This is a genomic window from Pseudomonas sp. H26/SER47-MNA-CIBAN-0231 (assembly GCF_040310465.1).
Taxonomy (GTDB): domain Bacteria; phylum Pseudomonadota; class Gammaproteobacteria; order Pseudomonadales; family Pseudomonadaceae; genus Aquipseudomonas; species Aquipseudomonas atacamensis.
The window spans coordinates 82862-99604 of record NZ_JBEOPW010000008.1 but is presented as its reverse complement, the minus strand read 5'-3'; the positions used below and the strand labels follow the sequence as shown (position 1 = coordinate 99604).

The window sequence follows — 16743 nt, the reverse complement described above, 5'->3', positions numbered from 1 at the left end:
ATGCCGCAACGGACGCTCCGCGTTCGGCTTTGGATGGGACGCAGAGCGTCCCGGGATGCATTCCCACGCGGGAGCGTGGGAACGATCAAATTCTCAGGCGCTGCACAACTCCCACAGGGACAGCTGCGCGTTCAGACGCTGAGCAGCAGGAACTCACGCTCCCACGAGCTGATCACGCGCTTGAAGTTTTCATGCTCGGCGCGTTTGACCGCGACGTAACCACGGACGAATTTGCTGCCCAGGTATTCGGCGACTTTCGGGCAGTCTTCCATCTGCGTCAGGGCTTCTTCGATGGTGATGGGCAGGCGCAGGTTGCGCCGTTCGTAGGCCCGGCCTTCGACCGCCGCGCTCGGCTCAATCTGTTCGACCATGCCGATGTAGCCGCACAGCAGGCTCGCGGCAATCGCCAGATACGGGTTGGCGTCGGCGCCGGGCAAGCGGTTTTCCACGCGCATCGATTCAGGCCCGGAAGTCGGCACTCGCAGGCCCACCGTGCGGTTCTCTTCGCCCCATTCGACGTTGACCGGCGCCGAGGTGTCCGGCAGGAAGCGGCGGAACGAATTGACGTTCGGTGCGAACATCGGCAGGACTTTCGGGATGTATTTCTGCAAGCCACCGATGTGATGACGGAACAGCTCGCTCATGTTGCCCTCGGCATCGGCGAAGATCGGCTGGCCCGTCGCGATCTCGACCACGCTCTGGTGCAGGTGCATGGCGCTGCCAGGCTCGTCGCCGATCGGCTTGGCCATGAACGTCGCGGTGACATTGTGCTTGAGCGCTGCTTCGCGCAGGGTGCGTTTGAACACGGTGATCTGGTCAGCCAGATCCAGCGCATCGCCGTGGCGGAAGTTGATTTCCATCTGCGCCGGGCCGTCTTCGTGGATCAGCGTGTCGAGATCCAGACCTTGCAGTTCGCACCAGTCGTAGACGTCTTCGAACAGCGGATCGAATTCGTTAGCGGCATCGATCGAGAATGACTGGCGACCGCTTTCCGCACGACCCGAACGACCCAGTGGTGCCTTGAGCGGCAGGTCCGGGTCTTCACACCGTTGGGTCAGGTAGAACTCCATTTCCGGCGCGACAATCGGCTTCCAGCCCTTGTCGGTGTAGAGCTGCAGAACTTTCTTCAGAACGTTGCGCGGCGACAGTTCGATCGGGTTGCCGAACTTGTCGAAGGTGTCGTGGATGACGATGGCAGTCGGCTCGATTGCCCAAGGAATGACGTAGACGGCGTCGGAAACCGGCTTGCAGACCATGTCGATGTCAGCCGGGTCGAGCAGGTCGTAGTAGATGTCGTCGTCGACAAAATCCCCGGTTACCGTTTGCAGCAGCACGCTCTCCGGCAGGCGCATGCCGCGCTCATGCAGGAACTTGTTGGTCGGTGCAATCTTGCCGCGGGCGATGCCGGTCAGGTCGCTGACCACGCATTCGACTTCGGTAATCTTGTGATCTTTCAGCCAGGTGAACAGCTGATCGAAAGGGGCGTTCATAAAGACCTCGTTATTGGTTTTGTAGACGCCGGGGAGGGCGGGTTTCATCTTCCGCCCCTTCCCCTGTGGCGCGTTGGCGACTATCTTGGGCGCGGCTTGCGATTCCATCTATCCACTTTCAGCAGCACCAAAGCGCACCAAAAGAGTGCGCAGGGTCACCCCATGACAACGTGCAATCCGCTTCAGGTTCAAGCGTTCAATACCGCCGATGTGGCCGAGCAAATCCGCGCTACACCGGGCTGGGTCCAGCATTACCAGCAGATGTCGCCGGGGCATTTCGCTGGGCAGATTCGCTATCTGGATCTGCAGGGCGTCGAGGTTTACGAAGAACAGATGAACACCCGGGTCGAACAGAATTTCAGCGCGCCATCCGGGGCTCTGGCGTTCTGTTTTGATCGCAGTGACAACGCGCTGTATCTGCTCAACGAAGAGAGCCGCAACATCTGGATCACCCCGGAGAACTACCGGGAAATCGCTGTGGTATTCGGTCCGGATTTCGTCCGCGAGCACGGTTTGCAAGTGGCAAAGCTCGAAGGTTTGTTCATGGCGCCGCTGAACTGCGGACAGAACGCTTTGTTCAGCGGCTGGTTAAGCTCGATTCTCACGAAGTTGTCGCAAGCCTCTGATCCACTTGATAAAGATCGCCTGACTCGGCAACTGCTCGAGGACTGCCTGTTCATCCTCGACAACGCTCACACCAGCCTTGATCGGGGCGGATTGCAGCGGCGCAACGACGAGCGCCAAATCATGAAGCGAGTAGGGGAGTGGGCAGCTGATTCGCCGGAAGACACGGTCAATCTGCTCGAGCTTTCCAACGTTGCCGGCGTACCCCTGCGCCAGTTGCAGCAAGCTTTCAAGGCCTACACCGGGATGACCCCGAGCCATTGGTTACGCCTGAGGCGGCTGAACAGTGCACACCGTGAATTGCTCAAGCGCAGGCCTAGCGAAACCACCGTTGCCGAAGTGGCGATGCGCTGGTCGTTCTGGCATCTGGGGCGGTTTTCCAGCAGTTACCGGGCGCTGTTCAAGGAGCTGCCGAGCGAAACGCTCAAGCGCTGAGCAGAAAAAGGCTTTGTGTCCTCGCAGAAGTTAAATAGAATCAGTCTCATTTGAATCTACCTTCGCGCAGGGTCTCTTGAGATGATTGAAGCTACGTCACCGTCGGAGCAGAGCCTGCAGCAGTTGTATCGCGAGCACCGCGGCTGGCTGGAAACCTGGCTGCGCCGGCGCATGGGCAATGCGTGGGATGCGGCGGACCTCAGTCAGGACACCTTTGTCCGCGTCCTGTGCAACGCGCCGCCACTGGCCGAGTTGCGCGAGCCGCGTGCGTATTTGCTCACCGTTGGCAAACGGCTGCTGAGCAATTTCTACACGCGGCGCCATCTGGAAAAAGCCTACCTCGATGCCTTGGCGCAATTGCCGGAAGCGTGCGCACCGTCGCCGGAGCAGCGCTGGTTGCTGCTGGAAACCTTGCAGGCGCTGGATGAATTGCTCGATGGCTTGTCGCGCCCGGTGCGCCGGGCATTTCTTTGGAGTCAACTCGAGGGCCTTGGCTACCGCGAGATTGCCGAGCGCTTGCAGGTTTCCGAGCGCACGGTGAAACGTTACATGGCCCAAGCGTACGAGCATTGCTTGCTGGCGGATCTGTGATGCGCGTTGCACCCAATGATGAAATGCGGGAAGTGGCGAGGGCGGCGGCGCACTGGCTGGCACTGCTCGAGTCCGGTGGTGCCAGCGAGGAAGATCACGCCCGATTGCAGCATTGGCGCGCCAGTGACAGTCGCCACGAGAACGCGTGGCAGAAAATCCAGCAGCTTCGCCAGCGTTTCGCAGGTTTGCCGCCGACGCTGGCCATGGCCACGCTGGATCGGCCGGATCCGGCGCGGCGCGCTGCTCTCAAGCGTGCCTTGGGCGTGGCGGCGCTGGTGCCGGCGGCGTGGTTGATCGGACGCGAGCTGCCGCTGGAGGTCTGGCGCGCCGACCTGCACACCAGCACTGGCGAGCGGCGCAAAGTGCAGTTGGCCCAGGATTCTTCATTGCAACTCAACACCGACAGCGCGGTTAATGTCGATCTGGCGGCACGTCAGTTGACGCTGATTCGTGGCGAGATGGCGCTCAACGTCGCGGGCGATTCAGCCTTTATCGTCAACGCGCCTTATGGGCGGATGATCGTCAATCACAGCGACATCTCGGTGCGCCTCAATGCGCGCGATTGCCAGGTCTGCGTGCTGCGTGGTTCGGTGCAATTGCAGCCACTGCACGGCCCGACGCTGGTATTGCAGCAGGGCCAGCAAGTCAGCCTGCAAGCTTCGGGCGCGGGAGCGGTGACGGCATTCGAAGCGTTGATGCCCGGTTGGCGCGACGGTGTGGTGATGGCGCAAAACCAGCCGCTGGGTGATTTCCTCCGCGAGCTGAGTCGCTACCGCTCGGGCGTGCTGCGCTGGGATCCGGCGCTGGAATCGCTGCGCGTCACTGGCAGCTTTCGCCTCGACGATACCGATCAAGTGCTGGCACTGCTGGCAGCCAGTTTGCCCGTCGATGTGCATACGCGAACGCGATTTTGGGTGTCACTGGTACCGCGTGCAGAAAAAACTGGCTGAAGCCTGTCCCTTTTTTTCGCCTCACTGGTCATTCCAGGCAAGTGAACAAAATCGAGAGCTTCTTCCAATGCCCGCAGTATTCCCAGGTCGTTTGCGTCCGTTGTTGCAGTTGAGCCTTTTGCTGAGCCTGAGTGCCAGCCCCGTGTTGATCCAATCGAGCTGGGCCGACGATGGCAGCCGCCGCAGTTATCAGGTGCCGGCCGGTAGCCTGAGTGCCGCGCTAACGCGGTTCGCCGGTCTCGCTGGAGTCAATCTTTCGGTGGATCCGGCGCTGGTCAGCGGCCGCAACAGCAGTGGGTTGTCCGGCGAATTCGGTGTGGAGGAGGGGTTCAGCCGGTTGTTGCTGGGCTCCGGTTTGCAGCTGCAACCGGTCGGTGATCAGGCTTATACGCTGGTGCCCGCAGTGCAAGGCAGCACCTTGCAGCTGGCACCGACATCGATTCTCGGCGCGAGCGGTTCAGCGGATGCCGATGTATTCGCCGGCGGTCAGGTCGCGCGGCGGGGTTCGCAAGGGCTGTTGGGCTCCAGGGATTTCATGGAAACCCCGTTCAGCATGACCACCTACACCAGCGAAACGGTGAAAAACCAACAGGCGCGCACCCTCGGCGACCTGATCGGCAGCGACCCTTCGGTACGCGCAACCAACCCGGCCGGTGGCCGCTATGAGCAATTCACCATCCGTGGTTTCAGCCTGTTCAACAGTGATGTTGCCTACAACGGCCTCTACGGTGTGTTGCCGACTTACACCATCGACATGGAAATGGCCGATCGTGTCGACATCCTTAAGGGCCCGAGCCAATTGATCAACGGGATTTCGCCACGGGGCAGTGTAGGAGGGGGGATCAACGTCGTGCCGAAGCGTGCGACCGACAAGCCGATTACTTCGCTGACGGCCAATTACGCCTCGAACAACCAAGTCGGCGGCGCGGTGGATGTCGGACGGCGTTTTGGTGACGAAAACCAATTCGGTTTGCGCTTCAACGGGGTCAAACAGTCCGGAGATACGGAATGGGATCACCAGAGCGTCGATCGCGACATGGCGGTCCTTGGTCTGGATTTCCGTGGTGAACGCTTGCGACTTTCCACCGATATCGGCCACACCGAACGCGACACCGACGCACCGCAGGAACGCGTGCAAGTCGCGGCCAGTGCCAAGGTGCCGAACGCCAATGATGTGCGCGACAACTATGCGCAACCCTGGAGCCGGGCGCGCACCAAAGACACCTTCGGCACAGTCAACGGTGAGTTCGATGTCAGCGACTCGATCATGCTGTATGCCGGCGTCGGCGCCCGCAAAAGCAATCACGATTTCTTGCGCCATGCCGTTTCGGTGACCAACGATGCCGGCGATTTCAGCGTTCAGCCGCGCGACTTCACTCGCGACGAGAACGTCCGCACGGCTACTGCTGGCGTTCGAAACTGGTTCCAGACCGGGCCGGTCAGCCATGAAGTGAACCTGGCGGGCAACTACTTTTATATGGACTTCGAAAACGGCGGCGCCCGTTACGCGGCCGGACGCAGCAATCTCTACGACCCGGTGGAAATTGCCAGACCCGGCACGCCGACCCGCAATGACGCCAAGGTCTACACAGAGAACCGCTTCAGCGGCGTGGCGCTGTCGGACACACTCGGCTTCTTCGACGATCGTCTGTTGCTGACTTTGGGGGCGCGCTGGCAGCGAGTCAAAGTCGATGACTGGAGCGACGGCATCAAGGGCGACACGGCTTACGATGAGGAAAAAGTCTCGCCATCGGGCGGGATTCTGTTCAAGGCGACGGACAAACTTTCGCTGTACGCCAACTACATGGAAGGTCTGAGCCAAGGCAAGATCGCGCCATCGACCTCTATCAACGAAGACGAAATCTTCCCGCCATTCATCAGCCGCCAGGTCGAAGTCGGCGCCAAGTACGACGCGGGTGCATACGCGCTGACGGCAGCGGTGTTCCGCATCAAACAACCTGCCTACGAAACCAACGCCACCACGCGAGTCTTCGGCCCAAACGGCAAGCGCGAGAACAATGGCGTAGAACTGAGCGTGTTCGGCGAACCGTTCAAAGGCTTCAGATTGCTCGGCGGTGTGATGTACATCGACAGCGAACTGACCCACACCACCAACGGCACATTCGACGGCAACCGCGCACCGGCGACACCGAAATACAACGTCAATCTCGGCGCGGAGTGGGACGTACCGACTGTGCAGGGGCTGACTTTGACCAGCCGTGGTATTTACTCGAGTTCGCAGTATCTGGATCAGGCGAACGACAAGGAAATCGACTCCTGGGAGCGGTTCGACGTAGGTACGCGCTATGCTTTCAAGCTGGACGAGAAGACAATCACCTTGCGCGCCAATGTCGAAAACGTGCTGGATAAACGCTATTGGAGTTCGGCGGGTGCATCGGATGATAGTGAGCCGGGGTTGACGCTTTCTACGCCAAGAACGTATCTGCTGTCGGCGACGGTAGACTTCTGATGGAGCAGGGTAAATGCGTCGATCGTCGTCGAAAATACGTTAACTACACTAAATGACCGTTTAGTTGAGCTAACAAAAAACATTACCCATAACGGAGAAGACCATGATTCAGCGCAAGCCGAACGCAACTGATGTGATTGCTGCGCTGAATCTACAGCCTCATGTCGAGGGCGGTTATTACCGCAGAACCTATCAAGCCGATCACCGTGCCTGCCTCGAAACGCAGCAAGGCCCGCGATATCTGCTGACCTCGATCTACTATCTGCTTACTGAGCAATCGCCAGTGGGCCAGTTTCATTTCAACCAGTCCGACATCCTGCATTATTTCCAGTTGGGCGACGCCATCGAATACAACCTGATCCACGCCGACGGCTCATTGCAAACGCTGGTGATGGGCAGCGATGTTTTGGCTGGTCAGCAACTGCAGTTGCACGTACCGGGTGGAATTTGGAAAGCCTCTCGATTGCTGGAAGGCTCGAATGGCTTTGGCTTGATCAGCGAAGCGGTTTCGCCTGGGTTTGATTTTGCCGATATGGAAATAGGTGATCGAGCAAAATTGACCGCACAGTATCCGCAGCATGGAGCGCTGATTGAAAAGCTGACGCGTGATGATGGATGAGGGCTGTAGATTGGGAAGAATGCAGGTTGTAGGGAAAGCTGGTTTTGAAGCGGCCAACGCAGATTCAAATCTCCTGGGCGACCACGCTAACTTTGTAATACTTTGTTACGTGTAATGTATATTATGTTAAATCATGTATGTGAATGGCTCAGGCTTTAGATATCAGATCCACCACTCCCAACCTCTCAGTCTAAGCAACGCCGTTCGTTTGCTGCTTCAACAACCAATGTCTCTCGGTAGTCCATCCGATAAAAACCTGAGCACCTTCGCTTGCTTGGCGTGCCTCGGTCAACAGTGCGCCAGAAGCCGCTACTCGCAATCCTCTAATCGCCGGCAGAAACCTTTCACGAAATGCACTAGGCTGAATCGCGAAATGAGCTTCGATACGTTCAATCGCGAAACGCATTTCTGCCTCATCGAGCATCGCTAGATAAAAGACCATTTGCCGCCAGGCATAAGCCGTATTTTTGATCACCACCAGGCTGGAGTGATAAAACCGCAACTTCATCTGCTGGCGTACGCATATCCATCTGAAGCATTCCTCGGCCATCGAAGCCAGGCGATCCTGCAACAGCGCTTTCAACCCAAGCTCACCAAATAAGAGCGCAAGGTTTTGCGTCGTCAGGATCTGTTGTTGCTCGATGATTTTCCCGTTAGTCGCCGGTCGCCATGTACCCAGGCCCTCATCAGCCCGCTGGGAGCACAATCTGGCCAATGCGTCTCTGGAACTAGCGTCAGGCCTGGAGAACCTTTTGCGCCTGGATTTCGGTTGATCAGGAAGCATCGCCAATTGGCTTGCATCAATGTCGAAGTAATTGGCGTATAGCGTGCCACCTGTCAAAAATGCCGCCTGCCTGGCAGCTCTTATGTACTTGTTCGAGAAAGCGCCCATGAAAATGTCCGAGGCGACTTCTTCAACAAAAGGCAGATCCAGCTTGGCCATCGCACCAAGCGCAGCAAATTCCTGAATGAGTTTGTTGGGCAGGATCGCTTGAGGAAAAGCGCAAAGAGTCATTGCTGCGGATTCGATCAGGAACTGTTTCGCTGCTTCAGCGACCACCGCGTCCGTTTCTCGCTGGTCTTCAACAGCCGCCACCCACGGCAATTCATTCATCCTGACCTGACTTTGCAGATCCAACAGCAACAATGATCGGCGTTGTCGAAAGGCGCGATAGGTTGCGACAGAGAGCATCCGCAGCGACGTATCGCGAAATCCTGCGCTGCAGATCTCAGCCGTAATCGCTGGCAGCACACGCGCCACGGTATCCCCGGATGTAATCAATCCCTTATCGATCAACTCGGCAATTGTGCCCTTTCGACACCGCTCGACGCGTCGACGAATACCAGGAGGAATGCCGCTACCTGTTAACAGCGAATATGCAGTCGCTTCTTCGCAGGTAACGGGTTGCAGCAGAGATGAAAAGTCGGACACTCCGTCCGAACCGGGATACCTGCTCAGACGTGCGGCAACCGCTTTAGCAAATAGATGGTGTCCGGGTGCGGACACGTGACTGCGTTGAGACTCTCTGTGCTTATGATGAGATTCGGATTCGGGATGACCATGCTTGCGTACGAAATCGTCGACGATCCTGCGAATTCGTCCGACTTGCCGTCCCGTAAGCGACGCCGCATCGCTCGCGCAACTCCCCAGCAGTGCAAACAACTCCCCTGCCCGATCCCTTGAGCTTTCAGCTGCACCTGAAGCGCTGGGGCAAGCAGCATCGAACTGCCGCTTCAGAATATTCGCCTGCTCAAACCAGCCCTCGGGGTATCGGCGACAAGGCCAATCATCCTGATACGTTAAAAGGAACAGCGACACCGCCGAATCGTAAAGTGGTAAACGAGTTTCAACGACATGCTTCTGCACTGCCACGCGCGCCTGTGCCGGGCGATTTGAAAGTAGGGCCCTGACATTACCGACAGTAAAAACCTGCACTTGCCCTGCTGAAAGCGGCAAACCGTCAGAAGCCATCGGAAAGAATCGCAGCTGTTCAAAGAAAGGCGCTATCGCTTCAACCAGATCCCATGCGCTCTCTGTACGTTGCTGCCCCAGCAACCAGGCCACGGTCAGCAGTGCAGCTTCTTCGGGCACCTCGATTCGATAATCCCCGCTCGCCAGCTTCGTTTGCAGTACCTCAATCCCCTCCTCCGTAAGGTGCCAAGTGTTGAGATCGAGTCGCTCGAAACCGGGACGGATACCTGGAATCGAAGCAGCCAGCTGTCGCTCGTAATCGGTCAGTGCACCGCCGGCCATGAACTGCCCAGTGGCGAAACCTCCAGTGACGACTTCCAGCGTGACCCACTCAGGCACATCCGCGAATGGCGTTCGTGAGCCATACGACGCGGATCCCTGCAATATGTGCTCGATTACATTGCGCCAGCGCTCGATGCGCTTGCTTGTCTGTCCGTTATTGTCGAGGCCCGGTGCAGCGAGTGCTCGAGACAGTTGAAAGGCTGCATAGCCGGCACCTATGCCGACATTCGCATTCGATTCCCTATCGTCCCTGAGCATGAGTCCTTCCGAGCCTGCGAAGTTGTGGGTCCGGGGGCTGGATTCGAACCAGCGCCCACCCGGTTAAGAGCCGAGTGTTCTACCGCTGAACTACCCCGGAACAGAGCGCGGATTGTCCACCAGCGCTGAACGATTGTGAAGGTTGAAAACATTGCCGGTTGTGAACCTGGATGTATCCCTTGAACTTATATGCTCAGTCGGCGATGACCCATAGGGTTCACTCAAGTCCGCTCCTCCCAGCATCACGGACGGTTAGGACATGGGGGCGTCTAATCACCCGATTAATCTCCCCTACCACCCGCCCCGTCGCCTCCTCGATCGTCCCCTCATTCCGACACAAAAACCAGCCCTGAGCGGCAGCGGCCACCTCAAACGCCTCAGTACAAGCGACATGCTCCTCCAGACCGCGAAGCACAGTACTGCTCAAGCCACGCCGGCGTGAACCTGCCCTCTCCCACGAAATCTCCGCCGTCGTCACCACCCCAACATGCAGGTCCGGCACCTGTACGTTGCGGTCAATGTTCAATTGCAGGATTTCAGCGAAAGGCACTATCCGGCGAAACGCGGCATCGGACGGGTACCAGCGATCAATCAGGATGATGCTGTCGGTGGGTTGTTTGGTCAGCACGTGCCGGGAAATCCAGCGGCGGCTATCAGCCAGGCGTTGGCAAACTTCCAGTTCCAGATCCCGGTCAGGATGTCGGACGAGTCGATTCACCAGATGCATTGTCCCGCCCCTGAACGGGTCGCTTTTTTTCTCGCACAGTCGGATGACTTTCTGGTTGTCTGCCCTCAGGACTTCAGTGATGGCCTCCAACAGCGAGGTTTTGCCGACGCCTTTGGGGCCATCCAGAGCGACAAACAGCGGACGAGTCATTTTTCTCACAGGCTTTAACGGGGAGTAGCGCGCACTCTAACGGATTTTCAGGTTGAACCTCTGTCGCTCAGCAGGACTCCCAAACTCAAATCCAGGAGAAACCTATGACCCAGACAGCTCTAGTCGTGGGCGCCAGCGGCATCGTCGGTAGCGCCATCACTCAGTTACTCATCGACAACCAGTGGCAGGTCGCTGCGCTGTCGAGGCATCCATCGCAAGCGCAAGGCGTGATCCCTGTCGCGGCAGACCTTCAGGATCCTGCTTCTCTGGAACAGGCGCTGAGGGATGTGAAACCCACGCATGTGTTCATTACCACTTGGTCGCGGCAAGCCACGGAAGCGGAGAACATTCGCGTCAATGCAGCCATGGTGCGCAACGTCCTCGCCGCCATTCGCCCAGCCAAAAGCGTCAAACACGTTGCACTGGTTACCGGCCTGAAACACTACCTCGGCCCGTTCGAAGCCTATGGTAAAGGCAGCCTGCCGCAGACACCGTTTCGCGAAGAACAGGGTCGTCTGGATGTCGAGAATTTCTATTACGCTCAGGAAGACGAACTCTTCGCCGCAGCTGAAAAGGACGGCTTCACCTGGAGCGTGCATCGCCCGCATACCGTCACCGGGGTGGCCGTGGGCAATGCGATGAACATGGCAACCACCCTCGCCGTCTATGCCTCGATTTGCAAACACACCAATCGCCCGTTTGTGTTTCCCGGATCCAGAGTGCAGTGGGACAGCCTCACCGATATGACGGATGCGCGGCAGTTGGCGAAACAACAACTGTGGGCGGCCACCACGCCGGCTGCGGCAAATCAGGCATTCAATATCACCAATGGCGATGTATTCCGCTGGAAATGGATGTGGAGCCGAATTGCCGAATACTTCGACCTGCCTGCTGCTGACTATCCTGCGTCACCCTCGCCTCTAGAGAAGCAGATGGCGGACGATCAAGCCGTATGGACGCAAATAGTCGCCGAGCACGGTTTGAAAGAGTCCGACATTGGGCGTCTGATTTCCCCATGGCATACCGATGCCGACCTTGGTCGCCCCATCGAAGTGGTCACGGATATGTCGAAAAGCCGCCTGATGGGCTTCACTGCCTACCAAGCGAGCGATCAGGCATTTTTTGACGTGTTCGACCGGCTGCGGGGGATGCGCTTGATACCTTAGGCGGTTCCAGACAGATAAGGTGGGCACCTGGCGTGCCCCCCTCATTCAACAGTACTTTCCACGCCCTCGCCCCTCCCCTCATCTGCGACGTTCATTCGCCCTGCGAAATCCTCCCGCCAGTCACCGGCAGAACGCAGCCGATCGTATATCCCAACTCCAAAATAGCGCCTTCGACAGGTATCGCTCTGTATCCAAGTGTGTACGGACGCAAACACGTTACACAACATTGATCTTCCCGCCCCCTCAGACACAAGCGAGATACACCAGCACGATGAACTGCGCCCACGGCCAGCGCAGTGCTCCTGTGCCTGACATCTGTCATTGGGAGCACCTTAACGGCTTCCACTTTCTTGACGACAAGTCGGAGGATCAAACCCATGCAAACAAACGCGTCATCGGTCTTGAATCGGCTGCAACTTAATCTCGATCGCGCTGGGGACTGGATCGCCCCTTTGAGCCTGCGCGTTTTTCTGGCCTGGGAGTTTTTTGAAGCGGGATGGGAAAAGTGGAACGGTGAGAACTGGTTCCCCAGCATTCAAGGGGCCTTTCCTTTTCCCTTCAATCAGCTGCCGGCTACGTTCAATTGGCAGTTATCCATGTGGGCAGAACTGCTCTGTTCCATTGCTTTGCTTGTAGGCCTGGGAACACGTCTTTCGGCACTGATCCTCATAGTGGTCACCGTCGTGGCAACTGCCGCAGTTCACTGGCCAGCAGAGTGGTCGACGTTGAGCGAACTGGCTATGGGCTACTCCATCAGCAACAAAGGCTACGGCAATTTCAAACTTCCTTTGATCTACCTCGTAGCCCTTCTGCCCCTGGTGTTCACAGGCGCCGGCAAGCTAAGCCTGGATACATTTTTCGGTCGGTATCTAAAGCGTTTGAATGCGCGCTGAGTGCTATCGCGTCACCAAGGTTATCGCTCTCAACCCCACTAGTAATCAGGAGTTTCAACATGACCCATATTGATAAAGTGCTGTACACCGGCAAAGTCCATACCTCTTCGGGTGGACGCAATGGCACCGCGCTCAGTGACGATGGCCGACTGGATATAAAACTGTCGTCGCCTGGCACCTCTGGCGCCGGTACCAACCCAGAGCAGTTGTTCGCCGCAGGTTGGTCGGCCTGTTTTATCGGTGCAATGGGGCTTGCGGCGAGCAAGCTGAAAGTCACCCTCCCGGTTGACCTTGCCGTCGACGCCGAAGTGGATCTAGGCACAACCGATGGCGCTTATTTCCTCCAGGCTCGCCTCAACGTCTCCCTTCCCAGGCTGGATCGCCACGTCGCTCAAGAGCTGATCGACACCGCACACCAGACATGCCCGTACTCCAAAGCGACGCGGAACAACATCAACGTGGTTATCAACCTCGTTTGAGCAGAACCGTGGCGGGTTTCAATCGCCCGATTCACACCCTCGGCTGCCAACGGTGACCGTGGAGGTGCTGTGGATCGGGGGTTTCAGACGTCGAATCGGAGTATTGAGCTCATGCAAACGAACACTTCATCATCAACGCATTTAGATCCACAGCTTCCCCCTGCGGCGACCGTCGGGCTCGGGTTGCGCCGTGCGCTGCTCAACACGCTTCGTGACGCTCCGGTCGGTGATTTCGATTTTCTAGAGGTTGCTCCAGAGAACTGGATAGGCATCGGCGGCGCGCATGGAGCGGCCCTGCAGTTGCTAGCTGAACGCTATCCGCTGTCATGCCATGGCCTGTCACTTTCGCTGGGTGGCAGTGCACCGCTGGACGAACCTTTTCTTGAGCAAGTCCGCGGGTTTCTCGATCGTTTCAACGTGCCGTTCTATAGCGAACACCTGAGTTACTGCAGTGACGATGGCCATTTATACGATCTGCTGCCGTTGCCATTCACTGAGGAGGCAGTTCATCACGTTGCGGCGCGCATCCGCCGTGCACAGGACATTCTCGGTCGTCGTCTTGCTGTAGAAAACGTCTCCTACTACGCCGCTGCTCATCAGGACATGGACGAACTCACTTTTACCAATGCAGTGCTCCGCGAGGCCGATTGCGACCTGTTGCTCGACGTCAACAATGTGTACGTCAACTCAGTGAACCATCGCTTTGATCCAACGGTTTTCCTCGCCGGCCTGGAACCAGAACGCGTAGTCGCCATGCATGTGGCTGGGCATTACGACGAAGCTGATGACCTGATCATCGACACCCATGGTGCTTCGGTCAAACCGGTAGTCTGGTCATTGCTGGGACAGGCTTATGACCTTTTCGGCGTGAAGCCAACCCTGCTGGAGCGCGATTTCAACTTTCCGTCCTACGACGAACTGGTGGCTGAGCTGAACACCATCAGGCGCTTGCAACGCGACGCCAATGCTTTGGTGCGGGTGACCGTCGATGGCTGACTCCCCTTCAAGTTTGCACAGTCAGCAGCTCGCGCTGACCCGATACCTGCGTGACCCGGACAGTTATGCGCCGCCTGCGCAGATGAATCCCAAGAGAGCACAGGTCTATCTCAACCTGGTGTTGAACAATCTGTTGGGGTTGCTGGGTGGGACGTTTCCGGTGCTGGTTGCCGTGCTGGGTGATGCCGGTTGGCGTGCACTGGTACGACGTTTTTTGCGTGATTACCGCGCGCAAACGCCACGCTTCGGAGAAATTGCCCGTGAGTTTGTAGACTTCGTAGCGAGCCTGGAAGACTCGCCCGGCGACGAACACCCCTGGTACCCGTTCTTGCCTGAATTGGCTCATTACGAATGGGTGGAAATGGCGCTGCAACAGTTGGACGCTGCGCCGTTAAAAGCCAGTGATGCGGAACAGTTACTCGACCGTCCCCTCAGGCTTTCCCCGCTCGTCTGGCCGCTGGCTTACACCTGGGCCGTACATCGTCTCGGGCCAGGTCATCTGCCTTCTGAACCGCCAGAACAACCGACGTTGCTGCTGATCAGCCGTGTCCCGAGTGGCCAGGTGCAGTTCTCCCAGGTCAGCCCTCTCGCGTTCCGTTTGTTGCAGCGGATCGAGCAGTTCCCTGACATGGATGGTCGAGCGCTGTTGCACGCTTTGGCTGCGGAGGCTGGTGCAACAGACGTGACCGGCTTCGTTGCTGACGCACTGGCTCTGCTGCGCCAGCTGCATGCGCAAGCTGCCGTCGGCGTAGCAGCGACACCCGTTTTAAAGCTGTTGTCCTGACTGACGCGCAAAGGCTGAGGTCAGTTTTTGTATCTCTATGTACCCAAACGCGAAGTCTTGGGATTGGCTTACAAATGCTCCGCTCGCCGATACATCGCCGATACATGACTCCCGCTAAATAGGCCTACCCGAACTAGGACGCTCTGTCGAAGTGGACGACGCTTGCGCCCTTCGCCTCGAGCTTCCTTGAGGGTCTATCCGCCCTGTGGCATGAATCGCGGCCTCGCCGCGCAAAGCATCTGGAGAAGCACTATGTACCGTAAACCAATGTCGAACAAAACCAGTCTCGGCCTGGCCGCAATTGCTTTAGCCGGCGGCATGAGCCTAGCATCGTCTGCGGCTTTTGCTGTTGAGCCATTGCCCCAAGGCTACCAACTGGCATCGGCAGATAAAACCGGCGAAGGCAAGTGTGGCGAAGGCAAATGCGGGGCCAGCGAAGCCAGCGACAAGTCCGCTACTGCCGAAGGCAAGTGCGGTGAAGGCAAATGTGGCGACGACTCTTTCGCTCGCACAGACACCGACCATGATGGCCTTGTTTCTCAAAAAGAACTGCTGACTGTGGCACCTCAGGGCGGTGAAGAATTCAAAGCGATGGACACCAACCACGATGGTTTTCTTTCGGAAGGTGAGGTCTACAAGTTCAGAACCAACCAGTACATTTCCAACGGCAAGAAAGTCCCAACCGAGCTATTTACCCGCATGAGCAAAGCGCAGAACTGATTCCTCCCGCCGTAGCATTCGCCCTCCCCGCGCCTGCAGCCAGGGAGGGCGATTACCTTCTGCAAAGCGCCCCGTTGTATTGATTACACCGCGTTATAAGTGATGTTCTCCGCCGCTGATTTATCCCCTGAACGCAACACTCTAAAGTCCATCCCACTGCTCCCCTCATCATGTCGATGGGGCGCCAACTGGAGACTTATCCCATGCCTTTCATCAGCGTTCGTATCACTCGCGACGGCGTTACCAAAGAACAGAAATCTCAAGTCATCGCCGAGATCACCAAAACCATGCAAACCGTCCTCAACAAGGACCCGCACCTCACCCATATCGTTATTGAAGAGGTCGACACCGACAACTGGGGCTATGCCGGAATTACCACCACCGAGTACCGCCAACAATTGACGGAGTCGAAGAAATGACTTTCCCCGTCAGTATCGACTTTGTGTCGGATGTCGTGTGCCCCTGGTGCGCACTCGGCGCCACAGCGCTGGAACAAGCCATCGCCAATGTTGCCGACGAGGTTGCCGTGGAACTGACCTTCAAGCCCTTCGAACTGAACCCGGACATGCCGGCCGAGGGCGAGCACGCCATCAAGCACATGATGCGCAAATACGGGCGCAGCGCCGAAGAAGTCGCCTCGCGCAATGAAATGATCGTCGCGCGTGGCAAAGCCATCGGTTTTCAGTTCGACCTGGACAAGCGCAGCCATTTCTACAACACCTTCGATGCCCATCGCCTTCTGCTGTGGGCCGTGCAGGAAGGCCGCCAAGTCGCGCTGAAGAAAATCCTGATCGAGGCTTATTTCACCAATGGCGAGAACCCCAGCGACCACGAAACACTGGTGCGCCTGGCCGGTGAAGCGGGACTTTCAACCACCCGCGCCCGCGAGATTCTGGCCAGCGAGGCGTTCGCTCTCGAAGTCCGTGAACTTGAGAGTTTTTACCTTGAACGCGGGATCAACTCGGTCCCGGCCATGGTACTGAACGGTCGTCAGTTGGTGTCCGGATCGCTATCCGTCAAGGAGTACGAACAAATTCTCAGGCAAGTGGCACGAGAGTCCGCCGTAGCCTGACAAAGCGATTTACCAGCACGATGCCCGGGCGAGCCCACGGCATCGGTCACTCAACTTGCGTGGAG

At 57.7% G+C, this 16743-nt stretch carries 16 protein-coding genes and 1 tRNA gene; 13 read left to right on the top strand and 4 right to left on the bottom strand.

Translation table 11 applies throughout. The features are described from left to right. Window positions 1-131 precede the first annotated feature (131 nt). Window positions 132-1490 carry a glutamine synthetase family protein gene (locus tag AAEZ10_RS14645; protein WP_073474434.1) on the bottom strand — a complete coding sequence of 453 codons (1359 nt, stop codon included), beginning with the start codon at window positions 1488-1490 and terminating at the stop codon, window positions 132-134. Window positions 1491-1652: 162 nt separating this feature from the next. On the opposite strand from AAEZ10_RS14645, the gene AAEZ10_RS14640 reads away from it, so the two are divergent. The 5 genes from AAEZ10_RS14640 (at window position 1653) to AAEZ10_RS14620 (ending at window position 7179) form a co-directional block, all read left to right on the top strand. Next, on the top strand, window positions 1653-2549 hold the full coding sequence (locus tag AAEZ10_RS14640) for a helix-turn-helix domain-containing protein (RefSeq protein WP_350569777.1): 897 nt from the start codon (window positions 1653-1655) through the stop codon (window positions 2547-2549). Between the two features lie 81 nt (window positions 2550-2630). Then, window positions 2631-3140 (top strand): sigma-70 family RNA polymerase sigma factor, encoded by a 510-nt coding sequence (locus AAEZ10_RS14635; RefSeq protein WP_350569775.1) that lies wholly within the window; start codon window positions 2631-2633, stop codon window positions 3138-3140. After that, a complete protein-coding gene (locus tag AAEZ10_RS14630; RefSeq protein WP_350569773.1) occupies window positions 3140-4090 on the top strand; it encodes a FecR domain-containing protein in 951 nt (316 codons plus the stop codon). The genes AAEZ10_RS14635 and AAEZ10_RS14630 overlap by 1 nt, the downstream gene beginning before the upstream one ends. 67 nt (window positions 4091-4157) lie before the next feature. Then, window positions 4158-6560, top strand: coding sequence for a TonB-dependent siderophore receptor (locus AAEZ10_RS14625; RefSeq protein ID WP_350569771.1), 2403 nt, complete (start codon window positions 4158-4160; stop codon window positions 6558-6560). Between the two features lie 103 nt (window positions 6561-6663). Next, entirely contained in the window at window positions 6664-7179 is a 516-nt protein-coding gene (locus tag AAEZ10_RS14620) for a cupin domain-containing protein (protein ID WP_122706188.1), read from the top strand. 190 nt (window positions 7180-7369) lie between these two features. On the opposite strand, the gene AAEZ10_RS14615 is transcribed toward AAEZ10_RS14620, so the two are convergent. From AAEZ10_RS14615 to AAEZ10_RS14605, 3 genes are all read right to left on the bottom strand, one after another. Next, window positions 7370-9691 (bottom strand): hypothetical protein, encoded by a 2322-nt coding sequence (locus AAEZ10_RS14615; RefSeq protein WP_350569768.1) that lies wholly within the window; start codon window positions 9689-9691, stop codon window positions 7370-7372. A 25-nt stretch (window positions 9692-9716) separates the two neighbouring features. Then, window positions 9717-9791 (bottom strand) — tRNA-Lys (locus tag AAEZ10_RS14610). A 117-nt stretch (window positions 9792-9908) separates the two neighbouring features. Continuing rightward, window positions 9909-10568 carry a dTMP kinase gene (locus AAEZ10_RS14605; protein WP_350569766.1) on the bottom strand — a complete coding sequence of 220 codons (660 nt, stop codon included), beginning with the start codon at window positions 10566-10568 and terminating at the stop codon, window positions 9909-9911. Window positions 10569-10672: 104 nt separating this feature from the next. On the opposite strand from AAEZ10_RS14605, the gene AAEZ10_RS14600 reads away from it, so the two are divergent. From AAEZ10_RS14600 to AAEZ10_RS14565, 8 genes are all read left to right on the top strand, one after another. Next, entirely contained in the window at window positions 10673-11734 is a 1062-nt protein-coding gene (locus tag AAEZ10_RS14600) for an SDR family oxidoreductase (RefSeq protein ID WP_350569764.1), read from the top strand. A 377-nt stretch (window positions 11735-12111) separates the two neighbouring features. Further along, window positions 12112-12627 carry an HvfX family Cu-binding RiPP maturation protein gene (locus AAEZ10_RS14595; protein WP_339099886.1) on the top strand — a complete coding sequence of 172 codons (516 nt, stop codon included), beginning with the start codon at window positions 12112-12114 and terminating at the stop codon, window positions 12625-12627. 59 nt (window positions 12628-12686) lie between these two features. Further along, window positions 12687-13106, top strand: a complete 420-nt coding sequence (locus AAEZ10_RS14590; RefSeq protein WP_339099885.1) for an organic hydroperoxide resistance protein — start codon at window positions 12687-12689, stop codon at window positions 13104-13106. Between the two features lie 111 nt (window positions 13107-13217). Continuing rightward, complete coding sequence (locus AAEZ10_RS14585; protein ID WP_350569762.1) at window positions 13218-14102, top strand: HvfB family MNIO-type RiPP peptide maturase; 885 nt, start codon at window positions 13218-13220, stop codon at window positions 14100-14102. Next, window positions 14095-14886: an HvfC family RiPP maturation protein gene (locus AAEZ10_RS14580; protein WP_350569760.1), complete on the top strand. Its 792-nt coding sequence runs from the start codon at window positions 14095-14097 to the stop codon at window positions 14884-14886. The genes AAEZ10_RS14585 and AAEZ10_RS14580 overlap by 8 nt, the downstream gene beginning before the upstream one ends. A 252-nt stretch (window positions 14887-15138) precedes the next feature. After that, window positions 15139-15606, top strand: coding sequence for an HvfA family oxazolone/thioamide-modified RiPP metallophore (locus tag AAEZ10_RS14575; RefSeq protein ID WP_137213600.1), 468 nt, complete (start codon window positions 15139-15141; stop codon window positions 15604-15606). 203 nt (window positions 15607-15809) lie between these two features. Beyond that, window positions 15810-16025: a tautomerase family protein gene (locus tag AAEZ10_RS14570; RefSeq protein ID WP_016774741.1), complete on the top strand. Its 216-nt coding sequence runs from the start codon at window positions 15810-15812 to the stop codon at window positions 16023-16025. Next, window positions 16022-16678 (top strand): DsbA family oxidoreductase, encoded by a 657-nt coding sequence (locus AAEZ10_RS14565; RefSeq protein WP_350569757.1) that lies wholly within the window; start codon window positions 16022-16024, stop codon window positions 16676-16678. Before AAEZ10_RS14570 ends, AAEZ10_RS14565 begins: the two co-directional genes overlap by 4 nt. Window positions 16679-16743: the final 65 nt, after the last annotated feature.

Bases quoted from the DNA above. Each gene is read 5' to 3' on its own strand.
- AAEZ10_RS14645 (WP_073474434.1), bottom strand. From the start codon at position 1,490: ATGAACGCCCCTTTCGATCAGCTGTTCACCTGGCTGAAAGATCACAAG.
- AAEZ10_RS14640 (WP_350569777.1), top strand. From the start codon at position 1,653: ATGACAACGTGCAATCCGCTTCAGGTTCAAGCGTTCAATACCGCCGAT.
- AAEZ10_RS14635 (WP_350569775.1), top strand. From the start codon at position 2,631: ATGATTGAAGCTACGTCACCGTCGGAGCAGAGCCTGCAGCAGTTGTAT.
- AAEZ10_RS14630 (WP_350569773.1), top strand. From the start codon at position 3,140: ATGCGCGTTGCACCCAATGATGAAATGCGGGAAGTGGCGAGGGCGGCG.
- AAEZ10_RS14625 (WP_350569771.1), top strand. From the start codon at position 4,158: ATGCCCGCAGTATTCCCAGGTCGTTTGCGTCCGTTGTTGCAGTTGAGC.
- AAEZ10_RS14620 (WP_122706188.1), top strand. From the start codon at position 6,664: ATGATTCAGCGCAAGCCGAACGCAACTGATGTGATTGCTGCGCTGAAT.
- AAEZ10_RS14615 (WP_350569768.1), bottom strand. From the start codon at position 9,691: ATGCTCAGGGACGATAGGGAATCGAATGCGAATGTCGGCATAGGTGCC.
- AAEZ10_RS14605 (WP_350569766.1), bottom strand. From the start codon at position 10,568: ATGACTCGTCCGCTGTTTGTCGCTCTGGATGGCCCCAAAGGCGTCGGC.
- AAEZ10_RS14600 (WP_350569764.1), top strand. From the start codon at position 10,673: ATGACCCAGACAGCTCTAGTCGTGGGCGCCAGCGGCATCGTCGGTAGC.
- AAEZ10_RS14595 (WP_339099886.1), top strand. From the start codon at position 12,112: ATGCAAACAAACGCGTCATCGGTCTTGAATCGGCTGCAACTTAATCTC.
- AAEZ10_RS14590 (WP_339099885.1), top strand. From the start codon at position 12,687: ATGACCCATATTGATAAAGTGCTGTACACCGGCAAAGTCCATACCTCT.
- AAEZ10_RS14585 (WP_350569762.1), top strand. From the start codon at position 13,218: ATGCAAACGAACACTTCATCATCAACGCATTTAGATCCACAGCTTCCC.
- AAEZ10_RS14580 (WP_350569760.1), top strand. From the start codon at position 14,095: ATGGCTGACTCCCCTTCAAGTTTGCACAGTCAGCAGCTCGCGCTGACC.
- AAEZ10_RS14575 (WP_137213600.1), top strand. From the start codon at position 15,139: ATGTACCGTAAACCAATGTCGAACAAAACCAGTCTCGGCCTGGCCGCA.
- AAEZ10_RS14570 (WP_016774741.1), top strand. From the start codon at position 15,810: ATGCCTTTCATCAGCGTTCGTATCACTCGCGACGGCGTTACCAAAGAA.
- AAEZ10_RS14565 (WP_350569757.1), top strand. From the start codon at position 16,022: ATGACTTTCCCCGTCAGTATCGACTTTGTGTCGGATGTCGTGTGCCCC.